Origin of the sequence: Rhodoligotrophos sp. CJ14 (assembly GCF_038811545.1) — a bacterium.
GTDB classification, from domain to species: domain Bacteria; phylum Pseudomonadota; class Alphaproteobacteria; order Rhizobiales; family Im1; genus Rhodoligotrophos; species Rhodoligotrophos ferricapiens.
The window spans coordinates 4,301,388-4,326,268 of sequence record NZ_CP133319.1 but is presented as its reverse complement, the minus strand read 5'-3'; the positions used below and the strand labels follow the sequence as shown (position 1 = coordinate 4,326,268).

General features: G+C 61.5%; 24 protein-coding genes. 13 read left to right on the top strand and 11 right to left on the bottom strand.

Annotated elements, in window-relative coordinates:
• Nucleotides 1–6: 6 nt before the first annotated feature.
• On the bottom strand, nt 7–1,344 hold the full coding sequence (gene clcA / locus RCF49_RS20165) for a H(+)/Cl(-) exchange transporter ClcA (protein WP_342641579.1): 1,338 nt from the start codon (nt 1,342–1,344) through the stop codon (nt 7–9).
• A gap of 124 nt (nt 1,345–1,468) precedes the next feature.
• Between clcA and RCF49_RS20160 the strand changes: the two genes are divergently transcribed.
• Nucleotides 1,469–3,847 (top strand): ATP-dependent helicase, encoded by a 2,379-nt coding sequence (locus RCF49_RS20160; RefSeq protein ID WP_432807344.1) that lies wholly within the window; start codon nt 1,469–1,471, stop codon nt 3,845–3,847.
• 141 nt (nt 3,848–3,988) lie between these two features.
• Here the strand turns inward: RCF49_RS20160 and RCF49_RS20155 are convergent, their stop codons facing one another.
• From RCF49_RS20155 to RCF49_RS20140, 4 genes are all read right to left on the bottom strand, one after another.
• Nucleotides 3,989–4,960, bottom strand: a complete 972-nt coding sequence (locus tag RCF49_RS20155) for a beta-ketoacyl-ACP synthase III (RefSeq protein WP_342641578.1) — start codon at nt 4,958–4,960, stop codon at nt 3,989–3,991.
• Nucleotides 4,961–4,965: 5 nt separating this feature from the next.
• Nucleotides 4,966–6,030 carry a phosphate acyltransferase PlsX gene (gene plsX / locus RCF49_RS20150; protein ID WP_342641577.1) on the bottom strand — a complete coding sequence of 355 codons (1,065 nt, stop codon included), beginning with the start codon at nt 6,028–6,030 and terminating at the stop codon, nt 4,966–4,968.
• Between the two features lie 151 nt (nt 6,031–6,181).
• On the bottom strand, nt 6,182–6,766 hold the full coding sequence (locus RCF49_RS20145; protein ID WP_342641576.1) for a YceD family protein: 585 nt from the start codon (nt 6,764–6,766) through the stop codon (nt 6,182–6,184).
• Complete coding sequence (locus RCF49_RS20140) at nt 6,759–7,370, bottom strand: ubiquinol-cytochrome C chaperone family protein (RefSeq protein ID WP_342641575.1); 612 nt, start codon at nt 7,368–7,370, stop codon at nt 6,759–6,761. Before RCF49_RS20140 ends, RCF49_RS20145 begins: the two co-directional genes overlap by 8 nt.
• Nucleotides 7,371–7,498: 128 nt before the next feature.
• On the opposite strand from RCF49_RS20140, the gene RCF49_RS20135 reads away from it, so the two are divergent.
• Nucleotides 7,499–8,017 carry an outer membrane protein assembly factor BamE gene (locus tag RCF49_RS20135; RefSeq protein ID WP_342641574.1) on the top strand — a complete coding sequence of 173 codons (519 nt, stop codon included), beginning with the start codon at nt 7,499–7,501 and terminating at the stop codon, nt 8,015–8,017.
• On the opposite strand, the gene RCF49_RS20130 is transcribed toward RCF49_RS20135, so the two are convergent.
• Entirely contained in the window at nt 8,014–8,487 is a 474-nt protein-coding gene (locus RCF49_RS20130) for a hypothetical protein (protein WP_342641573.1), read from the bottom strand. The two genes, RCF49_RS20135 and RCF49_RS20130, sit on opposite strands and share 4 nt — an antisense overlap.
• Before the next feature lie 112 nt (nt 8,488–8,599).
• On the opposite strand from RCF49_RS20130, the gene RCF49_RS20125 reads away from it, so the two are divergent.
• Together RCF49_RS20125 and RCF49_RS20120 are read left to right on the top strand one after the other, a co-directional pair.
• Nucleotides 8,600–9,571 (top strand): cation diffusion facilitator family transporter, encoded by a 972-nt coding sequence (locus RCF49_RS20125; protein ID WP_342641572.1) that lies wholly within the window; start codon nt 8,600–8,602, stop codon nt 9,569–9,571.
• A gap of 132 nt (nt 9,572–9,703) precedes the next feature.
• On the top strand, nt 9,704–10,171 hold the full coding sequence (locus tag RCF49_RS20120; RefSeq protein ID WP_342641571.1) for a MaoC family dehydratase: 468 nt from the start codon (nt 9,704–9,706) through the stop codon (nt 10,169–10,171).
• A 124-nt stretch (nt 10,172–10,295) separates the two neighbouring features.
• Here RCF49_RS20120 and RCF49_RS20115 read toward each other — a convergent pair whose 3' ends face one another.
• From RCF49_RS20115 to RCF49_RS20095, 5 genes are all read right to left on the bottom strand, one after another.
• The gene (locus tag RCF49_RS20115; RefSeq protein WP_342641570.1) at nt 10,296–11,153 is read right to left on the bottom strand and encodes a glycine betaine ABC transporter substrate-binding protein; all 858 of its coding nucleotides are present in this window, start codon (nt 11,151–11,153) and stop codon (nt 10,296–10,298) included.
• A gap of 19 nt (nt 11,154–11,172) precedes the next feature.
• Entirely contained in the window at nt 11,173–12,081 is a 909-nt protein-coding gene (locus tag RCF49_RS20110) for an ABC transporter permease (RefSeq protein ID WP_342641569.1), read from the bottom strand.
• 14 nt (nt 12,082–12,095) lie between these two features.
• A complete protein-coding gene (locus RCF49_RS20105) occupies nt 12,096–13,166 on the bottom strand; it encodes a quaternary amine ABC transporter ATP-binding protein (protein ID WP_342641568.1) in 1,071 nt (356 codons plus the stop codon).
• Between the two features lie 429 nt (nt 13,167–13,595).
• Nucleotides 13,596–14,438: a hypothetical protein gene (locus tag RCF49_RS20100; RefSeq protein WP_342641567.1), complete on the bottom strand. Its 843-nt coding sequence runs from the start codon at nt 14,436–14,438 to the stop codon at nt 13,596–13,598.
• A gap of 80 nt (nt 14,439–14,518) precedes the next feature.
• A complete protein-coding gene (locus RCF49_RS20095) occupies nt 14,519–15,421 on the bottom strand; it encodes a DMT family transporter (RefSeq protein WP_342641566.1) in 903 nt (300 codons plus the stop codon).
• A 470-nt stretch (nt 15,422–15,891) separates the two neighbouring features.
• Between RCF49_RS20095 and RCF49_RS20090 the strand changes: the two genes are divergently transcribed.
• The 9 genes from RCF49_RS20090 to RCF49_RS20050 all read left to right on the top strand — a co-directional run bounded on the left by RCF49_RS20090 (nt 15,892) and on the right by RCF49_RS20050 (nt 24,850).
• On the top strand, nt 15,892–16,839 hold the full coding sequence (locus tag RCF49_RS20090) for a diguanylate cyclase (RefSeq protein ID WP_342641565.1): 948 nt from the start codon (nt 15,892–15,894) through the stop codon (nt 16,837–16,839).
• A gap of 165 nt (nt 16,840–17,004) precedes the next feature.
• The gene (locus RCF49_RS20085) at nt 17,005–17,757 is read left to right on the top strand and encodes an IclR family transcriptional regulator (RefSeq protein WP_342641564.1); all 753 of its coding nucleotides are present in this window, start codon (nt 17,005–17,007) and stop codon (nt 17,755–17,757) included.
• Nucleotides 17,758–17,975: 218 nt separating this feature from the next.
• Complete coding sequence (locus RCF49_RS20080; protein WP_342641563.1) at nt 17,976–18,464, top strand: MaoC family dehydratase; 489 nt, start codon at nt 17,976–17,978, stop codon at nt 18,462–18,464.
• 50 nt (nt 18,465–18,514) lie between these two features.
• Nucleotides 18,515–19,519 (top strand): TRAP transporter substrate-binding protein, encoded by a 1,005-nt coding sequence (locus RCF49_RS20075; protein WP_342641562.1) that lies wholly within the window; start codon nt 18,515–18,517, stop codon nt 19,517–19,519.
• A 5-nt stretch (nt 19,520–19,524) separates the two neighbouring features.
• Nucleotides 19,525–20,070 (top strand): TRAP transporter small permease, encoded by a 546-nt coding sequence (locus tag RCF49_RS20070; RefSeq protein WP_342641561.1) that lies wholly within the window; start codon nt 19,525–19,527, stop codon nt 20,068–20,070.
• Nucleotides 20,070–21,353, top strand: a complete 1,284-nt coding sequence (locus tag RCF49_RS20065; protein ID WP_342641560.1) for a TRAP transporter large permease — start codon at nt 20,070–20,072, stop codon at nt 21,351–21,353. The genes RCF49_RS20070 and RCF49_RS20065 overlap by 1 nt, the downstream gene beginning before the upstream one ends.
• Nucleotides 21,350–22,537, top strand: coding sequence for an acyl-CoA dehydrogenase family protein (locus RCF49_RS20060; RefSeq protein WP_342641559.1), 1,188 nt, complete (start codon nt 21,350–21,352; stop codon nt 22,535–22,537). Before RCF49_RS20065 ends, RCF49_RS20060 begins: the two co-directional genes overlap by 4 nt.
• Nucleotides 22,537–24,060 carry an AMP-binding protein gene (locus RCF49_RS20055; protein ID WP_342641558.1) on the top strand — a complete coding sequence of 508 codons (1,524 nt, stop codon included), beginning with the start codon at nt 22,537–22,539 and terminating at the stop codon, nt 24,058–24,060. Before RCF49_RS20060 ends, RCF49_RS20055 begins: the two co-directional genes overlap by 1 nt.
• Nucleotides 24,053–24,850: an alpha/beta fold hydrolase gene (locus RCF49_RS20050; RefSeq protein ID WP_342641557.1), complete on the top strand. Its 798-nt coding sequence runs from the start codon at nt 24,053–24,055 to the stop codon at nt 24,848–24,850. The genes RCF49_RS20055 and RCF49_RS20050 overlap by 8 nt, the downstream gene beginning before the upstream one ends.
• The last annotated feature ends 31 nt before the right edge of the window (nt 24,851–24,881 follow it).

Genomic DNA, 24,881 nt, shown 5'->3' with positions numbered 1-24,881 from the left:
GTGTGGCTAACCCAGTCCGATCGGCTCGCGGGAGGCTGCAGCGCGCGGATCAATGCCGGCCCGGGCCAGAGTGCGGTCAAGAAGCTGCTCGTAGATCGGACGGCCACCGGCCCAATGGGCGATGATGTTGGCGGTGACGCAGGTGACCATAACGGGCAAGAGCAGCGCGTAAGACCCCGTGAGCTCCAGGGCCAGCGCCACCCCAACGATCGGAGCCCTGACGCTCGCGGTGAACAGGCCGCCCATGGCGGCGACCGCAAATGCGCTGACCGCGATATCGGTACCGGGCAGAAATCCGTCGACGATTTGGCCAAAGGCCAAGCCGAGGCAGGTTGCAAGCGTCAGGATTGGAGCGAAAATACCGCCTGGCACCCCCGTCGAATAGCTGGTCACGGTGGTTATGAAGCGCAGAATGCCCAGTCCGAGCAGCAGGCTGAAGGCCGGCGGCTGATTGGCCAAGGCCTCGATCACCTTCTCGCCACCACTCACCGACCATGGCACGAGCACGAAGAGCGCCCCGGTCAACAGGCCCACGATCGCAGCATAGGCATAAGGAGCTCGCGCATGGCAGGCCGCGCCGAAATCCGCCATGGCCAGCAGTGCGGCATTGAGCAGAACTCCAATGAGGCCGAGAAGGCAGCCGAGGATGAAGAAGGCTGGCAGAACCCAGAGCGGGGTTACCTGCAAGGGGATATTCAGGTCGGGTTCAACGCCGGCGAATGATTCGACCACAGCGGCGGCGAGGCATGAGGCAATGATCACGCCCATATAGGTGCGAAAGGTATAGGGGAACTGCCGATGGGTTTCCTCGATCACGAACAGCACTGCGGCGAGCGGGGCATTGAACGCAGCGGCCAGACCTCCGGCGGCCCCGGCGGCCAGAAGCCCGCGCCGCTCGAAGTCGATGCATCGCGAGAATTCCGAGATGGCTGCAGCGATCGAGCCGCCGATGTGAATGGTCGGCCCCTCGCGGCCAAGCACGAGGCCGGATGAGATCGAAAACAGGCCCGCAAAGAACTTGACCGGCAGGACGCGTCGCCAGTGAAGCTGGCGCAGTCCCTCAAGCGCCCCCTCGATCTCCTGAACGCCACTGCCGCCGGCTTCGGGCGCATAATGATGCACGAGATAGACGGAGGCGATGGTGATCACCATCGTGAGGAGGGCAGCAATGACGACCAGCCAAGGCCCTTCGATCACCGTTGCCAGCCAATTCGGCCATTCAATGAGCCAATCGATGAGGAGGTGAAAGACGGCGCCGGCGAAGCCAACGAGGATGCCGATGATCGCGGCGAGACCCATATATCGGGTTTGTCCCAACCGCTGCTGCTGCTCGGTCTCCTCCACCTGCCCGTCCCGCCGTTGCACAGTTGGATCGGACCTAGCACCTCGGGGTTGCGGGATCAACGGGTCGAATCATAGCCAAGCAATGCTATATAGGACCCATGAGCTCTTCTCTGGATACAGAACGATGACGTCCCGCTCCATGGATCTGTCCGATTTCGACGACGATATGCCGTCGGGAGGCGGACCAGAGGAACGCGGCTCCAAGGGTCGCAGCATTGCCGCGCGGGCGATGGCCCATCCCATGGGTGATGCCCCCTATCTGCGCGGGCTCAATGCGGAGCAGCGGGAGGCGGTCGAAACGCTCGATGGTCCGGTGCTGGTGCTGGCGGGGGCAGGAACAGGCAAGACCAGGGTCTTGACCACGCGCTTGGCGCATGTGCTGGCGACCGGTCGTGCTTTTCCCGGACAGATCCTCGCGGTGACTTTCACCAACAAGGCCGCGCGCGAGATGAAGGATCGCATCGGGATGCTGATCGGGGGCGTGGTCGAGGGCATGCAATGGCTCGGCACGTTCCACTCGATCGGCGTCAAGATCCTGAGACGGCATGCGGAGCTTGCAGGGCTCAGGCCCGATTTCTCGATCCTGGATACGGATGACCAGATCCGCCTGCTCAAGCAGGTGATCGCAGCGGCCGAGATCGACGAGAAGCGCTGGCCGGCGCGCCATCTCGCAAGCCTTATCGACAGCTGGAAGAACCGCGGGCTCACCCCTGACCGGGTGCCGGCGGGCGAGTCCCATGCCTATGCCAATGGCCGCGGCGCCGAGCTCTACGGAGATTATCAAGCCCGGATGAAGGTGCTGAATGCCTGCGATTTCGGCGACCTTTTGCTGGAGCCCCTCCGGCTGTTTCAGGACAATGGCGAGGTGCTGCAGACCTATCAGCGCAAGTTCAAGTATATGCTGGTGGATGAGTATCAGGACACCAATGTCGCGCAGTATCTCTGGCTGAGGCTTCTGGCGCAGGGACATAAGAACATCTGCTGCGTGGGCGATGACGACCAGTCGATCTATGGCTGGCGAGGTGCGGATGTCGACAATATCCTGCGCTTCGAAAAGGATTTTCCGGGCGCGAAGGTCATCCGGCTCGAGCGCAATTATCGCTCGACACGCCATATTCTCGCGGCAGCCTCAGGGCTGATTGCACATAATGAGGGCCGGCTCGGCAAGACGCTGCACACAGATGTGGCCACGGGCGAAAAAGTGGTGGTGCGCGGGCACTGGGATGCCGAGGAAGAAGCGCGCACCATTGGCGAGGCGATCGAAACGGCGCATGCACGCGGCCACGCCTATAACGAAATGGCGATCCTGGTGCGGGCTTCGTTCCAGATGCGCGAATTCGAAGACCGCTTCATCACCTTGGGGCTGCCCTACAAGGTCATTGGCGGTCCGCGCTTCTATGAGCGGCAGGAAATCCGCGACGCGCTGGCCTATCTCAAAGTGACGGCGCAGCCGGACAATGACCTTGCCTTCGAGCGGATCATCAACGTGCCCAAGCGGGGCATCGGTGATTCCAGCGTCAAAAAGGTGCATCAGCTCGCCCGTGCGCAGGGTACCTCGCTGTTCCAGGCAGCGGAAGGGATCGTGCAAACCGACGAGCTGCCGGCAAAAGCGCGCACGGCCCTGAAGCAGCTCACGCTCAGCTTCCGCCGCTGGCGCTCGCTGCTCGATGGCATGCCCCATACGGATATCGCCGAGATGGTGCTGGATGAATCCGGCTATACGGACATGTGGCAGAATGATCGGAGCCCGGAGGCGCCGGGGCGGCTCGAGAACCTCAAGGAGCTCGTCCGGTCCATGGGCGAGTTCGAAACCATGAACGGCTTCCTCGAGCATATCGCGCTGGTCATGGATGCGGATAATCAGGCATCCGACGATAAGGTCAGCATCATGACCCTGCACTCGGCGAAGGGTCTCGAATTTGATACAGTGTTCCTTCCCGGCTGGGAGGAAGGCCTGTTTCCGCACCAGCGTTCGCTAGACGAGAATGGCCGTGCGGGCCTCGAGGAAGAGCGCCGGCTGGCCTATGTGGGGATTACGAGAGCGCGTAAGCTCTGTACGATTTCATTCGCTCAGAACCGACGGGTGCATGCCCTTTGGCAGAGCGCCCTGCCCTCACGCTTCATCGATGAATTGCCGGAAGAGGATGTGGAGGTTGAGCGCTCCTCCTCGAACTATAGCAGCTATGGCCGCGGCTGGGGCTTTGGCGAAAGCCGTTTCGACACGATGAACCCGTACCAGACCGACTATACCACGCCTGGTTGGAAGCGCGCCCGGCAGGCTTACAACAGTGGTGCTTCGGTGCGCTCAGCGCCGCATTTCATCGAGGGTGAGCTCATCGCGCGCGAGGATGCCGACGCGGTGCCCTTCCGGCGCGGCGAGCGGGTGCTGCATGGCAAGTTCGGCGAGGGCACAATCACCGCGGTCGATGGCAACAAGCTGACGATCGACTTCGATCAGGGCGGGGAAAAGCGGGTGCTGGCAAGCTTCGTCGAGCGGGTATGAAGGCGCTGGTCGCCCGCTAGAGCGTTTTGCTTTTCTCTCAATCGCGAAACGCTTGCTCTTTGCCTAGTCGCATTTCTTCACGCGAACCGGTATCCACTTCGCTCGCAAATGCTCTAACGGTCGGACCAGGGCACGCGTGTCTTACCAGCGCACCAAGGCTGCCCCCCAGGTGAAGCCACCGCCCATAGCTTCGATCAGCACGAGATCGCCGGGACGGATACGGCCGTCCTTCACCGCGACATCAAGAGCCAGCGGAATGGAGGCGGCCGAGGTGTTGCCATGGATATCAACGGTCAGCACCACTTTGCTGTCGGGGATACCAAAGCGTTTGGCGGTGCTGTCGAGAATGCGCTTATTGGCCTGGTGCGGGACCACCCAGTCGATATCCGCCGCGGTGAGCCCGGCATCGGCCAGCGTCTCGCCCATGACATTGGCGATGTTTACGACCGCGTGCTTGAACACCTCCTTGCCTTCCATGCGGAGATGCCCAACCGTCTGAGTGCTGGACGGGCCGCCATCCACGTAAAGCTTTTCCTTGTGACGGCCGTCGGAATGCAGCCGGGTCGCGAGCACGCCGCGATCGGCGATATCGCCATTCCCTTGCTCCACTTCCAGAACGACGGCCCCTGCGCCATCGCCAAACAGGACACAGGTCGTGCGGTCGGTCCAGTCGAGAATTCGCGAGAAGGTTTCCGCCCCGATCACCAGGGCACGCTCAGCGCCGCCCCCGCGCAGCATGGCGTCGGCGACCGACAGGGCATAGACGAAGCCCGAACAGACGGCCTGAACATCGAAGGCCGCACCACGGGTCATTCCGAGTTCAGCTTGAACGGAGGTGGCGGTTGCCGGAAAGGTGTTGTCCGGGGTCGAGGTCGCCAGAATGATGAGGTCGATCGCATCAGCTGCGATCCCCGCATCCGCGAGGGCTGCCCGCGCGGCGCCTACGGCCAGATGACAGGTGGTCTCGCCCTCGGCTGCCACATAGCGCTGGCGAATGCCGGTGCGCTCGACAATCCATTCGTCGCTGGTGTCGACGATTTGGGCGAGATCATTATTGGTGAGGACCTTGGCGGGAAGATAGGAGCCGATGCCCTTGATGACGGCACGCCGCATATGTCTCAAACCCCTTCCGCGTTCAGTGCCGAGCTGTCATCGGCCTGGGCGGCGTTGTATTTGGCGGTAAGGTCGGCTGCAATCTTCTCGATCAGATTGTTCCGGGTCGTTTCCACAGCAACGTCGATCGCGGCAGCAAAACCGATCGCGTCTGTTCCACCATGACTTTTCACCACGATGCCATTCAAGCCGAGCAAGACGCCCCCATTCTTCGTCCGCGGATCGAGCCTGGCCTTGAGGGCCGCAAAGGCGCCGCGGGAGAGCAAATAACCGATCCGGGTGAGCAGCGACCGGTTCATGGCATCGCGCAAATAGGTGGTCAGCTGCCGCACGGTGCCTTCGGCGGCCTTGAGGGCGATATTACCGGTAAATCCTTCGATCACGAACACATCCACCGTGCCCTTGCCGAGATCATCGCCCTCAACGAAGCCACAATATTCGATCGGCAGCTTGGCCTCACGGAGGCGACGGCCAGCTTCGCGCACCTCCTCGACGCCTTTCATTTCCTCGATGCCGACATTCAGAAGACCAACCGTGGGCCGCTCGACACCGAGCATGCAGCGGGCCATGGCCTCGCCCATGACCGCGAAATCGAAGAGCTGGTCCGCATCGGCCCCGATGGTGGCGCCCAGGTCCAGTACGATCGAATCACCGCGCAGAGTCGGCCAGAAGCCCGCAATTGCCGGGCGCGAAATGCCGGGCATGGTCTTCAGGATCACTTTGGCCATGGCCATCAAAGCGCCAGTATTTCCGGCGGAAACCACCACATCGGCGCGTTGGTCCTTCACCGCCTCAATGGCCGCCCACATGCTGGAGACATTGCGGCCACGGCGGAGAGCCTGGCTCGGCTTCTCCTCCATCGAGATCGCCACATCGGCATGAACGACCTGCGACTTCTCGCGGACACGCGGGAATCCCGCAAGCACCGGCTCAAGCTTCGCTTGATCGCCAAACAGCAGAAGTCTGATGTCAGGGTGACGCTCTAGGGCGAGATCCGCACCGGGGACGACCACCTCCGGCCCGCGGTCACCTCCCATCGCATCTATGGCTATGGTTAGAGGATCAGGCATAAATCGTAGCTGTTACGGCCCTCATGACATCAGCCGCCGGGCTGTGACTGACCGGCCGATATCGGCTTCGGCACAATACGCATTCGATCGGTCGAAACAACAAGAAACTAAACACACGGGAATGACACCTGCGCAGCGGTGCGCACCAAGCCTATTTCTCCGTGCCATTCGGGTTCGCCGCTCTCTTCAGGATGGCCAGGGATGCAAAGGGATTCTCATCCGCCTTGTCCTCAGATTTCGTTTCAAAGCGCGAATCGACGGCGGCGCCCTCCTTGCGCGGATAAGGATCGATGACCAGCGCCAGCTCCTCTGCCACAACCGCGCCGAGATCGATTTCACCATTCTCGATCGGGTCCGGGGGATCATCCTGGTCGATGTCGATCAGGGCTTCCGTGCCGACCGGCTCAGCCAAAACCGCGCCCTCGATGAAGGCTCGCTCGAATGTCTGCTCATAGGTGCGCTCGAGCGGCTCGAGGGTTACCACACAGATCTGGACCACATCCGCCTTGAGCCGGCCGCTGACCCGCAATCCGTTGCGCCGCCAGGGCTTCAGCGCAAGCTCGGCTTCAAGCCGCACCAGCTTGGCAAGGCCGAGCCATCCCGCCAGGGCTTCCCGCTCCTGCTCGGTGGCGACAAGCCGCTCATCCTGGCCGTCTTCGGTGAGAGCATTGATCTCGAACGGGCGGTGAAACCCGGCAGAGGCGCTCTCGGTTGGTGATTCGCCCTCGTTAGCCATTGGCCGTTCCCTGCGCTGCATCCTGTTCGCGCGAAACAGATCGTGGGCGCAGCGTGCCGCCCCGCTGCGAGGGCTGAATGAAGGCCAAACGCGCCGCCATCAACTCATCCATGCTCATCATATCGAGCGCCCTGTCTGTCGCGATGATGTAATCTGCAAGATGCGCAAAGCTGTTCCCAACTGGAGCATTCTCGACGATCAGATTTCGTGCAAGGAGCGCGCTCATCGCGGCGCGCGTATCCGCGGCCGTGAAGGCATCATCGAGAGCCTTGCCCCGCCCGTAGAACGCTTCCGCCAATTTCCGCACCTTCTTGCCCACAGAAAGATCGCTCACGCCGATCTCGCGCAGATTATGGTCGAAGTCACTGAACATGACCGCGCAGAGATCCTCACCCAAGGGCGAGCTCGGACCCTCTTCGCGACGCAGCCGGCGCAGAACGAGGAGCGTGTGGAGCACGACCATCTCGAATCGCCCTTCCAGCGTGTCGGGCACCCCAAGGTCTGTATAAAGTTCAGGCTGCCGCGCCTGCGCCACAATGGCGTCATAGATGGCACGAGGGGTACCGTTGCGGCGTCGCCGCCCAAGCAGTCGATCGAAAATCATGTCCAGAGCCGATGATGGGGGTTGAGAGACCCTGCGCTTGCCAAGATTGCTCAGTCCGGGCTAACTCAGACCCAAGAGCAGCAGGTAATGTCGGGTTGTTCGCCCTTCAAGCTAAAGGGATCCATTGAGTGCTCAGTCCTTCACATTTGTCGCGCCGTGCGGTGCTTCGCAACGGCCTCGTCGCGATCGGAATTGCCAGCATCATCGCCGCCTGCAGCCCAGTCGTCGACCATAGGGGCTATCTGCCCCAGGGCGATGTCCTGCAGAAGGTGCAGCCCGGAATGAGCAAGACCGAAGTGCAAGCACTCCTCGGCAGCCCTTCGACCACGGCCACCGTCAATTTCCACGGCGACAGCTTCTATTATATTTCCGATACGGTGGAGCAAGAAGCCTTTTTCAAACCCACCGTCGTCGACCGGCGGATTCTCGCGATTCGCTTCAATCAGAACGACCAGGTGGAGAGCTTTGCAACATATGGGCTCGAAGACGGGCGCGTGATCAACTTCAACACCCGCCAGACCCCGACCCGCGGCAAGGAACTGACCATCCTGCAACAGCTCTTCTCCAATATCGGTAAGTTCAGCCCCGGCGGCAACGCGGTCGGCGGGCCGGCACCCGGCGGCTCAATTGGCGGCAGCCCGTTCTAAAGGCGCTGGTCCTGCGGGATTGCCCGCCTGATGGCGGCGATCCCCAAGGCCAGCAGCACAATGAGCTTCATCGCTTCGCTCAGCACATACCACATGTGATAGCTGGCAGGCGGCAATGTACCTCCGGCCGCAACGATCGCCACGCGATCGGCGAGTGCGGGCAAGAACCACAGCGACTGCATAGCCAGCAGCACGAGCGCGATCAGCGCCATCACCAGAGGCCATCGAGGACCACGGGCGATGATCGCGGCGATCAGCAGCAGCGCGCCCAAAGCCCATTCGACCTTGTTCATGAGCTGGAAGGTTACGTTGCCGACCTCCAGCGCGACGGGCAAGGTGAGATCCGCAACCTCAAACTTCACCGGCGTTGCGAGACCCGACACGCCGATGACCATACCAGCCCAGACAAGCGCCAGGACTGCCATAAGAATGCCGCTCCAGATGGAGACGGCCGATACTGACCTGCTCATGATCAACCCTTTTCTTGCGGGCTCAGGCAGACCATAGAAGCGGGACGGGGCAAATAGGCCCGTTTGACACATGGGACAGGATGCATGGCCAATGACAGGGAGGACTGCTCGCATGACGGCGCATAGCGGCTCCAAGAAAGCGGTCTATGCAGCCCTGATCGGCAATCTTCTGATTGTCGTCACCAAGTTCATTGCGGCATGGCTCACCGGCAGCTCGGCCATGCTCAGCGAGGGCATCCACTCGCTGGTCGATAGCGGCAATGAGGTTCTGCTGCTTTATGGAATCCGGCGGGCGTCGCGGCCAGCGGATTACACACACCCCCTTGGACATGGTCGCGAGATCTATTTCTGGAGCTTCGTCGTCGCCGTCCTCATCTTCGCTCTCGGCGCCGGGGTATCGCTCTATGAGGGCGTCAATCACATTCTCCGTCCCGAGCCCATTCGCAACGTGACGATAAGCTATGTGGTTCTGGGCGCATCCGCCCTGTTCGAGGCGGCTTCCTGGCTGGTTGCCCTCAGGATCTTCCGGCGAGAAAAGGGGCGGCTTGGCTATTTCGCCGCCATCAGGCAGAGCAAGGATCCGACCACGTTCACCGTGCTGTTCGAGGACAGCGCTGCCCTCCTCGGCCTGCTCATTGCCGCGCTCGGCATCACTGCCGCCTATGTGCTCAATGCTCCTTTTTTCGACGGGCTCGCCTCGATCGGCGTCGGGCTGGTGCTTGCCGGCACCGCCGTTCTGCTGGCGCGGGAAAGCAAAGGCCTGCTGATCGGCGAGCGCGCTTTGCCCGATGTGGAGGCCAGCATCACGGCGGCAGCTGCCGGCGATCCCGACGTGCAGCGCGTCAATGGGCTCGTCAGCGTCCATACCGGGCCTGATCAGGTGGTGGTGGGCCTCAGCATTGAATTTCAGGACACGCTGACGGTGACGGCGGTCGAAGCTTGCGTCGAGCGCATCGAGGCGCAGCTCCGCCATAGTCGGCCCGAGGTCACCACCATTTTCATAAAGCCGCAAAGCGCCGAGACCTGGCAGGCGCGGCAAGAGATGCTGATGAGAACAGCACCAGCGGACCCTGACACCAAATGACGAGGATAGGTCGTCGTTGAACCGGACGGCCCCGATCCATAGTATCACGCCATGACGGGGGCGTTCTTTGAGCGTCGTCCTCACTGCCAGGCCAGGCCGCACTGTCGGGCCTCTAGATTTCAGGAGTATGAGTTGAGCGTATTAGAGGGAGCCGATGGCGGGTGGGTGCCGCCCTTCTCGGTGGGCGAGACCTTCACTCGGGACGTCCTGTTCGACGTGGAGACGGTCAAGGCCTTCGCCAGGCTGGCGATGGATGACAATCCGCTGCACCATGATGAAGCCTTTGCTCGGACGACGCGCTTCGGCGGGCTGATCGCCAGCGGCACGCATACGATGGCGGTGACCACCGGACCGGTCGCGAGTTTTCTCAGCGAGCGCTGTGCGTCGCTGGGCCTGCAATTCGACTACACGTTGCGACGGGCGATTCGCGCCGGCGAGCGCGCCACCATCGCATGGACGATCGATGATCTTTCGCCAAAGGCCAGTCTTGGCGGCTATTTGGTGCGTATGACCGGGCGGCTCATCAACAGCACCGGTGAGGATGCCGTGATCGTAAAGGGCACCAGCCTGCTCATGCCGAAATCCGGTCTACAGGCTTAGAGCGTTCGAGCGCGGTGGACAGGAGACGCATCCAAGCTACTTCGTGCGGAGAGGAGCTCATCGTCCAACCGCTGCCTAGGGGGAGCGGGCTTCAAGCCCGCCCCCGGCGTGTGATTGTTTCAGTTCACTTCAGCCACTGATCGACGGTCGCCTTATTGGCCTCGACCCATTTCTTGGCCGTCTCGGCCGGGTTGGCGCCGGGCTGCTCGTTCTCGAGCATCACCGCCTGTTCCTGATCGAGGCTCAGCGCGAAATTGTCGAGAATCGCATAGAGCTTCGGATCATCCTCCTTCAGCCCCTTGCGGACGACCGTATTGACGGTTTCCTCACCGCCGAACACGCCCTTCGGATCCTTGAGATATTTGAGCTCGAAGCTCGAATGCATCCAGTGCGGCGTCCAAGTCGTCACGATGATCGGCTCTTTCTTGCCATAGGCATCCTTGAGCGCCGCGACCATGGTCGCATCCGACCCCTCGATCAGCTTCAGCGGCAGGTCGTATTCCTTGATGGCGTTTTCGGACGCCTTCATTAGCCCGGCGCCGGGGTCGATGCCAATGACCTGCCCTTTGAACTCCGAGGCCTTGTCCTTGAGATCCTCCATTGAGTTCACATCGGCCACGTAGGTCGGGACAGCCCAGCCGATCTTGGCGCCAGAGACGTTGGGGCCCAGATCTTCGACCTGGTCCTTCAGCTTCTCGTAATAGGCCTGATGGGTGGCAGGAAGCCAGGCGGCCACCATGGCGTCCGCCTCGCCGGTCGCCACCGCCTGCCACATGGCAGCGCCAGAAAGAGGAACGATCTTCACATTGTATCCGGCGTCTTCGAGAACCGTCTTGATGACGTTGGTGGCCACCACGGCGTCAGACCATTCCACATAGGCGATGGTCACGTCTTTCTCGGCAGCATCCGCCGATCCGCCCGCGATCATGCTCGCAAGCGCCAGCCCGGCAGCCCCGAGCAGTGTCGAACGTCTGGTCAGCATTGTCCTCTCCCTTGTGTTGTCATGCCGGTTTCGGTTGATCTTCGGCCGGGTTGGCGCCGGCCTCCGATGGGGTGGCGCTGCCCCGGGCCTCTGCCTGGAGCCGTCGCGCGATCTGCTGGGTGATCCGATCGAGAATGATGGCCAGGAGCACGATGGCAATGCCCGCCTGGACCCCCTGGCCCGCCTCCAGCCGCTGAATGGCGCGCCAGACCTCGCCGCCGAGGCCGCCCGCGCCGATCATCGCGGCGATCACCACCATGGAGAGCGCCAGCATGATGGTCTGGTTGATCCCCGCCATGATGGTCGGCACCGCCAGAGGCAGTTCCACCTTCACGAGCTTCTGCATCCGGCTCGAACCAAAGGCATCGGCAGCCTCGATGAGCTGCGGAGGGGTCTGGAGAATGCCAAGGGCGGTCAAGCGGATGGTCGGGGGCATGGCGAAGACGATGGTCGCGAAGCAGGCCGACACCGCGCCCAGTCCGAAGAAGGGAATGGCCGGTATAAGATAGACGAAGGAGGGCATCGTCTGCATCATGTCGAGCAGCGGACTGATGGCCTTCCAGACCCGCGGCCGAACCGCCGCGAGAATGCCGAGCGGCACGCCGATGATGATGGCGATGAGGGTTGAGAACACCACCAGCACGATGGTCTGGATGGTTGCCGTCCACAGGCCGAGATTCCAGAGGAATGCCAACCCGAGGAAGGTCAGCAGAGCGACCCGGCGCCCTGCCAGCCACCATACGAGAATCGCAGCCAGGATCAGGACGAGCCAGGGCGGCAACCAAAGCAGACCGCTGGTTGCAGCATCCAGCCAGCTCGACACGACACGGCTCACCGCCCGTGTCACGCCGGAGAAGGTGACCGTGAGCCAGCTCAAGGCGATATCGGCCAGCTCCGCGAGAGGAAAGCGTGGGATCTCCCAGTTCATTCAACTCCTCCGGATCAGCCGGTTACGGCGGCTTCCCGCCGGTGCTGCGCGGCCAGCGCGGCGATGACACCGTGCTCAGTCAAGAGGCCCGCAGGGCTGCCGTCATCACCCATCACCGATACGGCCGCCACACCGGAGGCCAGCACCGCAAGGGCTGCGCGCAACGTGGTCGCGCCCGGAATTCTCGGCAGCTCACTCGCATTGCTATTCGGCGGCGCCTCGGAGAGCGGCCGCATCACGTCGCGCGCCTTGAGCACACCCAGAACATCGATATGGGCGACGAAGCGCTCGACATAATCATCGGCCGGATCGGTGAGAAATTCCAGTGCCGTTCCCTGCTGAACGATCTCGCCGTCGCGCATGAGAACGATACGGCCGCCCAGCGCAATCGCCTCGTCGAGGTCGTGGGACACGAAGACGATGGTTTTTTTCAGCGATTTCTGCAGCGCCACCAGCTCGCGCTGCATATCGCGGCGGATTAGCGGATCAAGGGCCGAGAAGGCCTCATCCATGAGCAGGATGTTGGCATCGACCGCCAGCGCCCGGGCGAGACCTGCGCGCTGCTGCATGCCTCCGGAGAGCTGGGCCGGCAATGCGCTCTCCCAGCCTTTGAGCCCGACGAGCTCGATCGCCTCCAAGGCCCGCTTGCGACGCACTGCCGGCGGGATGCCCTGGATCTCCAGCCCATATTCCACATTGGCTGCAATCGAGCGGTGGGGAAATAGCGCGAATTGCTGAAAGACCATGCCGAATTTAGCTCGGCGGAAGGCCAGAAGGTCGCGATCGGAGAGCTCGGTGACCTCGGTGCCGTCGACGGTGATACTGCCCTCGCTGGGATCGATCAGGCGGTTGATGCAGCGAAGCGTCGTCGACTTGCCTGATCCCGACAGGCCCATCACGATCAGGATCTCGCCCTGAGCAACCTCAAAGGAGACATTGCGCAAGCCCAGCACGCAACCCGTGCGCTCGAGGATCTCATTGCGTCCGACATTCGACCGCGCCAGTTTCAGCGCCTCACCAGGACGATCGCCAAAGATCTTGGTGAGACCGCTCACCTTGATGCATGTGCTCGTCCCAGCCGTCATGCCCGGCACTCGCCCCCACTATCCCCGGCTTGCCGATTTCCGCCCCACCGACACAGCCCGCCCTCTTCAGCGAAGCATGACGCAAAAGGGCGACTCTTGCTCAAATGAGGCATTCTCTTCGCATTAACCGACATTCCTGGGTCGGCCAATGGACGGGGCTGGCGATGGTTCCGTTCAGTGTTCGGCTGGGATGATCTTGGCCCAGACATCAAGGATTGGGCGGCAAGCAGTCGAGAAAAATCTGTATATCGCATCGACGCGCTTGATAATCCAGAGGGCTCGCAGCGTCAACCCGCTCACCCACCGGATCACAAATCAACACAAACTCTGAAAAATTCCGAGATCTGGCAATAATAAAAATGTTTTTGCAGAAAATAACATGCGAATACATGATCGACAGCAGATATGTTTGTGGCATCCGCCGTCATCTTAGATGCCGATCATGGCGCGGATATCAATAATCTTGGCCGCCGCGTGGAAGCGACGCTCGCGGCCAACCAGAGGGCCAAACAGGCCGGCATAACGGGATAGAACCGCCCAGCGCGCGGCTAATTTCCCCAATTTCTTGGTGGGTTTTCGTTCATCAAGGCCTCGCCAATAGCAATTGGCGTAATCAGATTGAACGGCCGTGATGTCCCCGACGCCGTGCCGCTTTGTGGTAACGCAGGCGATCAAAAGCGGTGCCACAGGTGTCATGACACGACGGCCCAAAGCGGATGGCGGGTCAACCTTGTACCAGTAGCGGTACGCGTCCGCGTCAATCAGATAGACATTGGTATTGGCGAATCCATTGGCCTCCGAAAAGACCGTGTAAAAGAACTCCGGTGAATATTGGTAGAAGCCGTGCCCCGCTTGCCCATCGCAAATGGTCAGGATCAGGGCCGTTCCGTGCTCGCGAAGAATGTGATTGATGTTCAGAATTACTTGGCGCACATCGAAAATGTGCTCCATCGAGCCGAAATCTATATAGGTGGAAAAGCTGCCTGCGAGCGTTAGGGGCAACGGCTTGTTGAAGTCCACAATGACATCCGCCCCCTCATAGTCACTTGCGTCCAAGGATGTCAGATTCGCCGCACCAAGCGCACGAAGCAGCTCCTCGGCATAACTCTCCGCCTTAACCGGCAGCCCGAGATGCGCAACCCGCTGCAGTTGCTTCGGGCTGAAGTAAATCATCTGGCGGCCAAGCGTCGCCACATCTGACAGATCAAGGCCATGAGTTTTCTTGGCCAGCAAAATGAGCTGTAGGCCTGCAATATCCACGCCCATCGCCACTCCCCGAATCTAAGCGTTGGCTCAGACTCAATTTGAGCGGGAAACCACCAAACGCACAACCTTGAGAAGCAGTGGCGAGTCTATGTCAGCGCTGGCTTCGGCGCGCGGGTCGTCCGCCAGATCTCAGCCGTGATGACCGCGGCAACCACCAGCAAACATCCTAAGACTCGCGACCAAGTCCAGCTCTCGGCGAGAAAAAGTCCGGCAAGGAGAACCACGAAGATCGGTTCAAGATTGAGCACCATGGCCGCGGTCGGGCCGCCTGAGAGCTCAACCGATTTGAACATGCAGACACAGGCGATGGTGAAGAAAAGACTGGTAAACAGCACGGGCAGCCAGCCATCGAGCGAGAAGGGTGCGGAGGCAAAGCCGTGAATAGTAAAAACATAGGCGCTGACGATGATCACGCCGGCTGAGGCGATGTAGAAGGTTACGGTGGTGCCGTCGTGGTCGCGTAAGGCGATGCTGTTCCAGAAGAACGATGCGGCATAGCCTACAGCGCTCAAGGCGGCGAGCAGCAGACCGCGAGGATCGAGCGCTTGGGGCTCAAGGCCGATCGCCATGCCGATGCCCAGCAAAGCGACCAGCGGACAGGCGAGCTCAATCGGGGTCGGCACCTGCCGACGGTAGATCGCTTCCATCAACGCGGTGAGGAAGGGAAAGATGTAGAGCACGACGACCGCCAGGCTTACCGGGATATAGGCAAAGGACCCGAGAAGGCCCAATGTCCCAAGGGACGCGCAAACGCCGCTCCCCATGGCATGTCCTACAGCGCCCGCGGGCAGGCGCAGGGGATGATTCATGAGCGGCAGCAAGATGGCGAGTGCCAGCACGAGGAAGAGATAGCGGATCAGAACAACGGTGGGCGGATTGAAGCCCCGTTCATAAGAAAAAGGCACGGAAACATCATTGATTGCGAGCGTCAGAGCTGAAATGAGAGCGATAATCACCCCGAGCCGCGCCCGATCTAAAAACACGCTCATGGCTGCACCATCTCGCGCCGAATGTGATTTCCCGAGTGAGAACTTCCGGCAATAGTGCTCGCGGAGCGAAGAAAAGCAATCGAATAGACAAGGAGAGATACGCCTTCATCAGCCGAATAGCAGCATTGGCAGCGCTGGCGTTCTCCATCCCATGGAATTCTCGTTGATCAGGCGCATATTGCGCTGGTTTATGGCAACCCCATCACATAGTATCCCGTGCCGCGGGTAAGGGGAAACCGCAACTCCGAGGACACCTACGGACTTGTCATGACCTACGGGCAGGCGGCGCCACTACGGCACGGTCGGATGATTTTGCTTTCTGCATTCGCGCTCGTTCGCTCTGGGCATTGCCGCATCAAGATGGGGGGCAGGCAAGACATTGGGCTTCACCTCCCTCGCAATCGATGTGATGCCGTCGGGATTATTCTGCCGGATTTGCGCCGCGAGCTCTGCTGTGGGAGCCTTGGGCAATGAGCGCCCGCGGCACCATCCTGCTGCTCGATGATGAGCGGCACGAGATCGCTCCGCTCGCCGCGGTGCTCGAGAGCGATTACGACGTCTACATGGCCGGGTCAGGTGAAGAGGCCGTCGAGCTTGCCTCGTTGATGCTGCCCGATCTCATCGTGCTCGATATCCATATGCCGGGCATGGACGGCTATGAGGTCTGTCACCGGTTGAAGGACAATCCTGTCCTCGCCGATGTGCCGATCATCCTGATGCGCTCGCCCGATGACCCCAGTGCGGAACTGAAGGGCCTGTCGCTCGGGGCGGTGGACTGCATCGCGAAGCCGCTCTCTCCTGAGGTGGTCAAGCTCCGAATCAACAATCACATCGAAATCAAGCGCATGCGGGATGAGCTGGCCAAGCTTGCCATCACGGACGCGCTCACAGGATTGAGCAACCGGCGCGGCCTCGAGACGGCGCTGGACCGCGAGACCTCGCGACTGGCGCGGTCGGAGCGGCCTTTGTCGGTCATCATTCTCGATATCGACTTCTTCAAACGCTTCAATGACCGCTTCGGGCATACAGCGGGCGACCGTTGCATCATGATGGTCGCCGCCGCCCTGACCCGAGCGATGTTCGGCGGTGAGGATCTGGCCGCGCGCTACGGTGGTGAGGAGTTTGCCTGCGTGCTGCCGGATACGTCCTTCGAGGAAGCAATGGACATGGCACGCATGATCCAGCACCGCATCGAAGCCCTTGAAATTCCCCATCCAAGCTCCGACGCAGCCCCCTATGTGACGGTGAGCGTGGGCGTGGCATCGGCGCCATGTGTCAACGGGGCCAAGCCCGAATGGTGGATCAAAGAGGCTGACCAGCAGCTCTATATCGCCAAGAATGCAGGCCGGAATCGCGTTTCCGGCACAGTTTTCGACGTCAATCGCTTGCGATCGACCTCAGACCCCTTCAGGTCCTGACCCATCCGCCGCCAGAGGATTGGCGGCCGTTCCACAGGCAAGAAATCCGAGTCCGGTCTTTCGGTCGCTTGTCCCATTCATCCGTTTCTTGCCGGATCATTGCCTTGCTATCGGGCAATGGGCTAGAGGAAGTCGTTTTCCTGGTTCACGAGTTTCCGGCCGCCAATGATCGTCAAGCAGGTCCAGTATGCCATCCAGATCCTGGAATTCTTCGCATCGCGGAGAAGCCCGGCGACCCTGTCGGAGATCGCTGATCATTTCGGCTGGCCACGCTCGAGCACCTTCAACCTCATCGAAACTTTGAGCAAGATGGGGCTGCTCTACGAGCCGAAATATCGCGGCGGATATTATCCGACCCACCGGCTTTTGAGCCTTGCCCAAGACATGGTGGCGGATGGTCCGCTCTCCGATGATCTCCGCCAGATGGTGGCCAACATTGCGGCGAAGACAGGCGAGACGGCTGTTCTCGCGGCGCTTTCGGGCCTCAGCGCGATCTTTCTGGAAGTGGTCGAATCGAGCTCTCCCATCCGCTATTTTGCCCATGTGGGCCAGCGGGTTCCTCTTCATGCCACGTCTGCGGGCCGGGCCATCCTGTCGATGGTCTCGCCCAAGGAGCGCGCGGCGGTGCTGCGCAAATCCGAATATATCCGCTTTGCTCCCGCCGCATTGATGACACCGGAAGAGGTCGAGGCCGAAATCGAGCTTTCCAGCAAGCGTGGCTGGTTCATGAACAATAATGGCTATTCGCCGGACCTGCTCGGCGTTGCCATCCCTCTTCCCCTCAAAGACCGGCAGTTCTGCCTGATGGTTGCCGGCCCCGCCTATCGAACGGCAGACCGGGTGCCGGAGCTTGTGGCGAGCCTCAGGGAAGAGATCGACCGCTATATGGCCCGGCAGGTCGAATTCGGGGTCCACTGACCTCCCCTGCCGGTCCTAAATCCACGGGGCTCGACGCAACTTTGCAGATAAAGCAAGGACTTGCTCAATTTGCTGCGCCTTGATGTGGACTGCGGCAAAATCGGCGTGCATCGGAGTTGACCCATCAATTCACGATGGTGTACGAACATACAGGATCATGAACAAGAGCGGCTGCGTGGAACACGACAGCCCCCGCTATCCAGGCCCCAGGAGTTCTCATGCATAAAAATCAAGACGCGGCAGACCTGCCGACGGTCGGTCTTGGCATTCCCTTCGAGGAGTGGACGATCGGACGCCGTTTCAAGACCGTCGGACGAACGGTGACGGAAGCGGATATCACGAATTTCGTCTGCGTCACGGGCATGCTCGAGGTCCTTTTCACGAACCTCGACTATCTCGAGAACGAATCGCTCATCAAAGGCCGGCTCGCGCCTGGCGCGCTCGTCTATAGCTTCGCCGAGGGGCTGCTCATGCAATCGGTGATGCAGCATACGGGCCTTGCCTTTCTCGGCATGGAACTGAAAGTCCATAAGCCGGTCTTTGCCGGCGACACGATCCACGTTCAATGCGAGGTGACGGAAGCGCGGCCCACTTCGAAGCCCGGCCGCGGCATCGTCACGGCGGTGAACAACGTGGTCAATCAGAAGGGCGAGACCGTTCTGACCTATACCGCCACGCGGATGGTCAAGCGGTTCGACGGAAAGTAACCGAGAGAAAGTCCCGGCCTCGGCAAGGGCCGGCGATATGGAGGAAACCGATGATGCATTTCGGACGAATTGCCGCCGCCGGTCTGTCGATTGCGGCTGCATTGCTCACCGCGACCGCCGGCGCCCAAGCGCAGACGACCGTGCCTCTGGCCACCTGGGGTGGCGCCAATCATATCGGTGTGCGGCAGTTCGTGCCGGCGCTCGAGGAGGCACTCAAGAAGGCACAGCCGAACACCATCACGCTGCAGCATTTCCCGGGCGGCCAGCTCGCCCAGGACAAGGACATGCCGGTCGGCATTCCAATGGGTCAGGTGAAATTCGGCTGGATCACGGTCAATGGCTGGTCTGGCACGGTGCCCGACACTAAGCTCATGGATGCGCCCACAGGCCTGACCATGGCGGAGCTCGACGCGCTCATCGAGAAGCCCAACGGGCTCATGGACGCGCTGAAGCAGAAGTTCGACGAGAAGAACACGGTCCTTCTGGGCCTTGCGGATCTTGGCCCCCCGGCGGTGGTCTCGAACGTTCCGCTGAAGACGCCCGCCGATTTCAAGGGCAAGAAGGTGCGCGTGTTCTCGGAAGGCCAGGCGGAAGCGGTGCGCGCCTTCGGCGGCTCGCCGGTGTCGATCCCGTTCGCGGATGTCTATTCCGCCATGCAGTATGGCACGGTCGATGCGGTGATCCTGGGTTTCCAGGGTGTGGACAGCCAGCGCATGTATGAAGTCTCCAAATATGTGCTGGTGCCGGCATCGTTCCTGGGCACCACCATGATGGGATGGGCTGCCAACAAGCAGTGGATCGAAGGCCTGCCCGAGCAGGACCGCGCGGCACTCCTCAAGGCGGTGGACGAGGCAAGCCATTCCAACCGCAAGGCGATCGTCGAGGAAATCGATCAGCTGACCAAGCAATACAAGGATCGCGGCCTTCAGGTCACCATTCTCTCGCCTGAGATGCCCGAATTCGCGGAATGGCAGAAGGCGACCGCACCGCTGCTCAAGAGCACCCTATCACAGCTCAGCCCGGATGTGGCGGCGCTGATCGAAGCCAAGGACTGAGCGGGATGACGGACCTTGCGGTGCCGACGGGGGTTCGGCCTTTGCTGAAGGTGCTCGACCGCCTTGGTGATGCGGGAGGCGCTCTGGCGACAATCGTGATGTGGCTTCTGGCGATCACCGTCACCTATGATGTGATCCTGCGAACGCTCGGCATCCCGACCCTCTGGCCCGCCGAGGTCAGCATCTATCTCATGATCGCGCTGGCGTTTTTCGGCGTCGGCGCGACCCAGGGCGTAGACGGGCACTTCCGCGTCACGTTCCTGCGCGATCTCTGCCCGCCAAAGGTGCGGGCAGCGCTCGATATTTTCGCCCTGCTGCTCAGCCTCGCCTTTGCGATCGGCTTCACCATCGGCGCGTGGAAGCTCGCCTCCTTCTCGGCGATGCTGAATTTCAAGACATCAACCATCCTGCAGGTGCCCATGTGGATCCTGCAGGGCCTGATGGTCATCGGCGGCGTTCTTCTCTCCTTGGCCACCCTTCGCGACCTCCTGCTGGTCTTCGTGCATGGCAGCGCGCTTCGCGACAAATCCGGCGCGAGCGAGGTGATCTGATGACCATCGCAATCGGGGTCATCCTGTTCTTCCTGGTGTGCCTTGCCTGTAGCGTGCCAGTGTTCGTCGCCATGGGGGTGAGCGCCATTGCAGGCAGCTATCTCCTGGGAGGCTCAAACCTGCTGCAGGATGCGGCGCTCGGTGCCTATAACGCGCTGAACAGCTTCGTGCTCCTGGCCGTGCCGCTTTACATCCTCGCGGGCACGCTGCTGCAGCAAACGGGCCTTTCCGACCGGCTTTTCTCGTTTGCCGCCTCGCTGGTTTCCGGCATTCGCGGCGGGCTTGGGGTCGCGACCGTCATTGCCTGCGCCATCTTTGCTGCAATCTCCGGATCGAGCGTTGCAACCGCCGCCACGATCGGGCTCGTTGCCATTCCCGTGCTGTCGCGCAACGGCTATCCCCTGGCGCGATCGGGCGGGCTCATTGCCGGCGGTGGCACGCTCGGCATTCTCATTCCGCCATCCATCGCCCTGTTGCTTTATGGCGTGCTGACCGACCAGTCGATCGGCGCCCTGTTTGTGGCGGGCGTGGTGCCTGGCATTCTGCTCGCCATAGTCATGGCGGTGTACACGATCGTCGTGAATCCGCGCGATCCCAATTGGCAACCGGTGAGCTTCGGCGAGATCGTGAAGGCGACCATCAATGCCGGTCCGATCCTGCTCCTGCCCATTCTGATCTTCGCCGGGATCTATACGGGCATTGCCACGGCGACCGAGGTTGCCGCGCTTGCGGTGGTCTATATCGTCGTCGTGGGGCTCGCCTCGCGCACTCTCGGCTGGGCGCAGTTCTACCGAGCGGGGCTTGCGGCAACCCATGCCTCGGTGATGATCCTCATGCTGGTCGCCTTTGGCGCCCTCATGACTCAGTTCCTCACCGTGACGCGGGTGCCCCAGGCCCTGACCGAGGCCATTGCGGGTTCGGGGCTCGGCTTTTTCGGCATCGTCACCGTGATGGTGCTGTTCTATCTCGTCCTCGGCATGTTCCTCGAAGCCTTGTCGATGATGCTGATCACCATCCCGATCCTTTATCCGGTGGCGATGACGGCGGGCATCAATCCACTTGCCTTCGGCATCTTCGTGGTGCTGGCGATCGAGGTTGCACAGATTACGCCGCCGGTCGGGATCAATCTCTTCACCGTCTCGCAGATCGGCAAGATCCCGTTCGAGAACATGGCCAAAGCGATCATCCCCTATGTGATCATGATGATCGGCATGATGTATCTGGTGGCCTATTGGCAGGATCTTGCGACCTGGCTTCCCCAAACGATGGACTATAACCAATGATGCAAGGAACGCCTCCCGTCGACAGCGCGGCATTGTGGCCGGCCTATGTGGACGAGCCCTATGTGCTCAAGGTGCGGGACTATGTCGGCCGGGTGATTGCGCCAGAGGCGGACCAGATCGACCGGGACGACTATTATCCCGTGGCGATCATGAAGGATCTCGCACGGCGGGGATTCAGCACGGTGGTGCTGGAGCCCGCATTCGGGGGTGAGGGTCTCACCTATACCCACGCAGCAGCCGTCTGCGAGGAGGTGGCGGTCGCCAGCGCCGCGGTGGGCGTGTCGCTCATCACCATTTTCCAGGCGCAAACCATGCTGCGCAGCTTTGGCGCGGACAGCCTCAAGCGCCGCTATCTGCCGGCCTTCGCCGAGGGGCTCCTGTCTTCCTATGCGCTGACGGAAGCCAGCCATGGCAGCGATATCCGCAAGCTCGACACCAAGGCACGAAGAGATGGCGAGGAGTGGGTGATCAAGGGCGAGAAGCACTTCATCACCTCGGGGTCTGCCGCGGAGTTCTTCATCATCCTGGCCGAGACCGAAAAAGGTGTTTCGGTCTTCGCCGTGCCGCGGGATGCCAAGGGCGTCTCGATCTATGAGGGTGAGAACTCGGCGACGTTCGGCCTGCGCAACGGGCCGCATATGAATGTGGTGTTTGATGATGTGCGGCTGCCTTCCGACCATCTCGTGGGGGAAGAAGGCAAGGGTGTGCGGCAGGCGGCCACCGTGCTCAATCATTCCCGCACGCTCGCGGGTGCAATCAGCCTCGGGATTGCCCGGGCGGCTTTCGAGGGCGCGCTGCGCTTCGCCCGCGACCGGGTGGCGTTCGATCAGCGGGTGCTCGAATTCCAGGGCATCCAATGGTATTTCGCCGATATGCTCACGGAGATCGATGGGGCGCGCCTGTTGATCTATCGGGCGGCCGACGCGCTCGGCACCAAGGAGCAGATCGCGCGCTGGGGCAGCGAGGCCAAGCTCAAGGCTTCCATGGTCGCCACTGCCGTTGCCACGCAGGCCGCACAGATCTGTGGCGCCTATGGCATTATGGAGAATGCCCCATTCGGCCGCTATCTGCGCGATGCCAAAGCTTACGAGATCGCGGGCGGATCGAACGAGATCCTCAAGAACACCATCGCCAAGTTCCTGATGCCGGCTGCCGGTCTTGACCAGCGGAAGAAATCGGCCTGATGACGACACTCACGACGAAGCTTATCCAGCAGTCAGACGCGCGGGGCTCCGCACTGGCTGTCATTTCGGATGATCTTTCGCTCACCTGGCGTGAGCTGTGCGATTTTTCCCTGCGGTGCTCAACGATGCTGCGGGACAAGGGCATCGAGAAGGGCGACCGGGTAGCGCTTCTGTGCAGCAACAGACCGGCCTTCCTGGTGGCCTGGTTCGGGCTGGCCAATATCGGGGCGGTGACCGTCTCCCTCAATACGGGGCTGGTCGGTGAGGGCCTGCGCTATTCGGTGACCCAATGCAGCGCCAAGGCAGTGATGATCGAGCGAGCCATCCTGGATGCCAAGCGCGCCGATCTCGAACCGGTGCTCGAGGGGCGCACGGTCATCGTGTTCGACGGCGAGCAGGATCTCTTCGCCGTGCTTTCGGGCCTTGCGGCGGATGCGCCCTATGAGGGGCTCGGCTCGGACCCGCTGAGCATCATTTATACCTCGGGCACCACGGGTCTGCCCAAGGGCGTGCTCAATTGCCATGAGGCCTTCCTCGCCAGCGGGCGGTGGATGTCGCGCTATCTCAAGATCACCGAGGCGGACAGGATCATGGTGTTCCTGCCGCTGTTCCACACCAATCCGCAGATGTACGCGGTGATGTCGGCGCTCGAAGTGGGCTGCACTCTGGTGATCCGGCCGAAATTCTCGGTCAGCAATTTCTTCGATGATGCGCGCCGCTTCGACTGCACCATGTTCACCTATGTGGGCACGGTCCTCTCGATGCTCACCAGCCGTATCAAGACGCCGGACCGTAACCACAAGCTCACCCGCTGCGTGGGCGGCGGATGCCCGGCGGAGGTCTGGCGGGCGATGCAGGAACGGTTCGGCATCGATCCGCACGAGCTTTATGGCATGACGGAAGTCGGCGGCTGGGTGACCGGCAATAGCGCTGAGAATTACCGCTTCGGCTCCTGCGGCAAGGCGCGGCCGGATGTGGACGTGCAGGTGTTCGATCCGCAGGATAATCCGGTGCCGGCGGGCACGCCAGGCGAGATCGTGGTGCGGCCCAAGGCGCCGTTCACCATTCTGCTCGGCTATTGGGACAATCCGAAAGCCACGTGGGAGTCCTCGCGGAATTTCTGGTTCCACACCGGAGATGCGGGCACACTGGATCAGGATGGGTACCTCTATTTCCTTGGCCGGCTGAAGGAAATCATCCGCCGCGGTGGCGAGAATATCTCGCCCTTCGAGATCGAGACCGCGCTGCTCGATCATCCCGATATCGCGGATGCGGCCGTCGTTGCCGTGCCTGATCCGATCTTTGGCGAGGAGATCAAGGCGGTGGTCGTGGCCAAGCGGGATTTCCCGCCGCAGGATGTGCGCCATTTCCTCGAGGGCCGCGTGGCCCAGTTCATGCTGCCGCGCTATGTGCAGTTCGTGGACGAGATCCCGCGCACCGAGACACAAAAGATCCAGCGCCGGCAGCTCCAAGAAAACGACCGGGGCATGATCGACCTTCAGGGAGTTGAGGAACATGCCTAAAACCGCCCGCGGCCTTGATTATGTGATCGATGATTTTCGGCCACCCTGGGCCGCCACCCGTCTTCCGGTGATCTTCAATCACGGCATCGGCACCAATCGCGATATTTGGGCGGCCTGGGTGCCGGTCATTGCCGCAGAGCGCAAAGTGGTGCGCTTCGATATGCGCGGCTTCGGCCAGTCGGTCTGCCCGAGCGAAGATCATGCCTGGTCGATGGATGAGCTGGTGCAAGATCTCTGGGAGATCGCGGATCAGGCGGGCACGGAAAAGGTGCATCTCATGGGGGAATCCATGGGCGGCACCATCGTTCTGGCGGCAGCGGTCGCGCATCCTGAGCGGGTCGCCTCGGTCTCGATCTCGAATGCCTCGTTCAAGGGCAAGGGCATCGGCGAGCTTGCCTATTGGCGCGATCAATTCGCGCAAGGGGGGCCGGCGGGCTGGAGCCGGCGCATGATGGACAATCGCTTCGCGCCGGGCGCGGGCGATCCCGCAGCGCTTGCGTGGTTCGAGCAGGAGCAGGCCAAGACAAAGCCTCACGTGGCCATCGGCCTCGGCAGCGTTCTGGCCCGGTCCGATCTCACGCAAGAGCTCCGGGGGCTTCATGTGCCGGTCTCCATCACGCTGCCGGATTCGAGCCCGTTCGTGCCGGTGGCGCATGGGGCGGAGCTCAAGGAGATCGCGCCGAATGCGCGGCTGAGGGTCGTGCCCGGTGTGCGGCATGGGCTTCCCTTCTCGCATGCGCAGGAGGAGGCTCAAGAGCTGCTCCGGTTCCTCAATGCCATGGAGGGCTGAGCCACAGGCATCAGACGGCGGCGCGATGCTT